Here is a 2919-nt window from a genome sequence, read left to right as displayed (position 1 = left end):
GCAACCGGCTACCCTTCGATGACCGCCAAGCGTCGTAACAACGCCGCTCACGGTATCGAAATCATCGGCGAGCAACTGCGCTCCATGATGCCGTGGATCGGTGCCAACAAGATCGTCGACAAAGCCAAGAACTAAGTCGTCGTCCCTTGTACGAAAAACGCGGCCTCGGCCGCGTTTTTTCGTTTGGGGCGGTGCTTCTGGTATAAAGCTGCATCGTTTGTGGCCGAACTGTCGTCCTCAAGCTTCTGTCGAATTTTATCCAAACCGTTGCAAGGTAATGTCCATGAGCGAACGTCCCGAAGAGCCGAACAAGGCTTCCGACGCCGAAAGCCTGCTGCCCATCGATGAGCACATCGAAGAAGGGCACGACGCTGAAGGTCGTAAAGTCCGGCATCGTGGTATCTATCTGCTGCCGAACCTGTTCACCACTGCAAACCTGTTTGCAGGCTTCTATTCCATCATCAATTCAATGAGTGCCCAGGCTGCGTTGAGCGCCGGGGATTCGGTGAATGCGAGCAAGTATTTCGCTTTCGCCGCGATCGCGATTTTCGTCGCCATGGTGCTCGACGGTCTTGATGGTCGCGTGGCGCGCATGACCAACACGCAAAGTGCCTTCGGCGCCGAGTACGACTCGTTGTCGGACATGGTCGCGTTCGGTGTTGCGCCGGCGTTGCTGGCGTTCGGCTGGGCGCTGGGTGATATGGGCAAGGTCGGCTGGATGGTCGCCTTCATCTATGTGGCGGGTGCGGCATTGCGTCTGGCGCGCTTCAACACTCAGGTCGGCACGGCGGACAAACGCTACTTCATCGGTCTGGCCAGCCCTGCGGCAGCAGGGGTAGTGGCCGGTATTGTCTGGGCATTCAGCGATTACGGCATTCAGGGTTCGAAGATGTCGTTCCTGGTGGCCTTGATGGTGGCGGCGGCCGGCATGCTGATGGTCAGCAACATCAAGTACAACAGCTTCAAGGAGCTGGATCTCAAAGGTCGCGTGCCGTTCGTGGCGATTCTGGCGGTGGTGTTGGTATTCGCTGTTGTATTCAGTGATCCGCCGCGCATTCTGCTGCTGGTGTTCCTCGCCTATGCCGCTTCCGGTCCGGTACAGTACCTGTTGCGTCTTCGTCGTCACAAAAACGCCGAGTGATGTAATTTCCCGCATACTCCGCAGTCTATGGGTGCACCTGTCCTCCAACGCTGCGGAGTTGTCATGTTGATCAAGATCCCCAAAGCATCCGACTGCCATGAGTCGGATGTCACGCCTGAAGCCATTTATCTCTCCCGTCGCCAATTGATCGGTGCTACCGCTGCCGGTATTGCCATGAGCAGCCTGCCGCGTTGGGCGAATGCCGCTGATGCCCCTCGCTACTCGGATGTCGAATCCGGCAAGGCCCCGGCCTGGTTCGCCGAAAAGCTTCCTTCTACTCAATGGGGTGCGGTCAACGTCAAGGACGAGGCAATCACGCCCTATAAAGACGCCACGCACTACAACAACTTTTACGAGTTCGGTACCGGCAAGGGCGATCCGGCTTCGAACGCTGGCGACCTCAAAACCGAACCCTGGAGCGTAGTGATAGACGGGGAGGTGGGTAAACCGGGGCGTTACGCGCTGGAAGATTTCATGAAACCGTATCAATTGGAGGAGCGTATTTATCGTCTGCGCTGCGTCGAGGCGTGGTCGATGGTCATTCCCTGGATCGGCTTTCCCATCTCGGCCTTGCTCAAACAGGTCGAGCCGACCTCCAAAGCCAAATACATCCGCTTTGAAACCCTGCAGGATCCCAAGAGCATGCCCGGCCAGCGTTCCGGCTTTGCCTTGATCGACTGGCCGTATGTCGAAGGCTTGCGTCTCGATGAGGCGATGAATCCTTTGGCGATTCTGGCGGTGGGCATGTATGGGCGCGAACTGCCGAATCAGAATGGCGCGCCTTTACGTCTGGTGGTGCCATGGAAGTACGGCTTCAAAAGCGTGAAATCCATCGTGCGCATCAGTCTGGTCAGCGAACAACCGAAGACCACCTGGCAAAGCATTGCTGCCGACGAATATGGTTTCTATGCGAATGTGAACCCTGCGGTCGACCATCCGCGTTGGACCCAGGCACGCGAGCGGCGTCTGCCCAACAGCCTGTTCAAACCAAATGTGCGCGATACGCAGATGTTCAACGGCTACTCGGATGAAGTCGCTTCTTTATATACAGGACTCGATCTGCGGAAGAACTACTGATGCGCTATCCGTTCTGGCGAGTGGGCGTTTTCATTGCGGCAGCGATTTGGCCGTTGCTGTGGTTCTATCAGGCCTTCGCGGATCTGCTGGGGCCTGATCCGGGCAAGGTGCTGGTTGATCGTCTGGGGCTTGGCACGCTGGTGTTGCTGTTGATCACGCTGAGCATGACGCCGCTGCAAAAACTGAGTGGCTGGGCGGGGTGGGTTGCGGTTCGCCGGCAATTGGGACTTTGGTGTTTTGCTTATGTGACGCTCCATCTGTTCAGCTATATGGCTTTTATCCTCGGGTTCGACTGGTCGCAACTGGGTGTTGAGCTACGCAAGCGGCCGTACATTATTGTCGGTGCGCTGGGATTTCTCGGCTTGCTGATATTGGCGGTGACGTCAAATCGTTATAGTCAGCGTCATTTGGGGGCTCGCTGGAAGAAGTTGCATCGCCTGGTTTATGTGATTCTCGGTCTGGGATTGCTGCACATGCTGTGGATCGTGCGGGCTGATCTTGAAGAGTGGACGATTTATGCCTTTATAGGCGCTGTGCTTTTGCTGCTTCGTCTGCCGCTGGTGGCAAGGCGAATCCCGCGTTTAATGGGTAAAAGGCAGAATCTTCAAGAAAAGCGAAATTAACGGTTGACGGCAGATTCCAGAGGTCTATAATTCGCCCCACTTCCGGCGCAGTCGAAACGGAAAACTCCTTGAGATTCA

The 2919-nt window shown here is 56.3% G+C and carries 3 protein-coding genes and 1 pseudogene; all 4 read left to right on the top strand.

Annotated elements, in window-relative coordinates; genetic code table 11:
* Positions 1 to 135: pseudogene (locus ACIGDJ_RS28165) on the top strand (ketol-acid reductoisomerase); the annotation flags it as partial.
* A gap of 148 nt (positions 136 to 283) precedes the next feature.
* Positions 284 to 1141, top strand: a complete 858-nt coding sequence (gene pssA, locus ACIGDJ_RS28160) for a CDP-diacylglycerol--serine O-phosphatidyltransferase (protein ID WP_016773182.1) — start codon at positions 284 to 286, stop codon at positions 1139 to 1141.
* Between the two features lie 63 nt (positions 1142 to 1204).
* The gene (gene msrP / locus ACIGDJ_RS28155) at positions 1205 to 2218 is read left to right on the top strand and encodes a protein-methionine-sulfoxide reductase catalytic subunit MsrP (RefSeq protein WP_397480289.1); all 1014 of its coding nucleotides are present in this window, start codon (positions 1205 to 1207) and stop codon (positions 2216 to 2218) included.
* Positions 2218 to 2841 carry a protein-methionine-sulfoxide reductase heme-binding subunit MsrQ gene (gene msrQ / locus ACIGDJ_RS28150; RefSeq protein ID WP_397480290.1) on the top strand — a complete coding sequence of 208 codons (624 nt, stop codon included), beginning with the start codon at positions 2218 to 2220 and terminating at the stop codon, positions 2839 to 2841. Before msrP ends, msrQ begins: the two co-directional genes overlap by 1 nt.
* Positions 2842 to 2919: the final 78 nt, after the last annotated feature.

The sequence above is a fragment of the Pseudomonas sp. NPDC079367 genome, assembly GCF_044542195.1.
Taxonomy (GTDB): Bacteria; Pseudomonadota; Gammaproteobacteria; order Pseudomonadales; family Pseudomonadaceae; genus Aquipseudomonas.
This window is presented reverse-complemented; position numbering and strand designations above follow the sequence as displayed.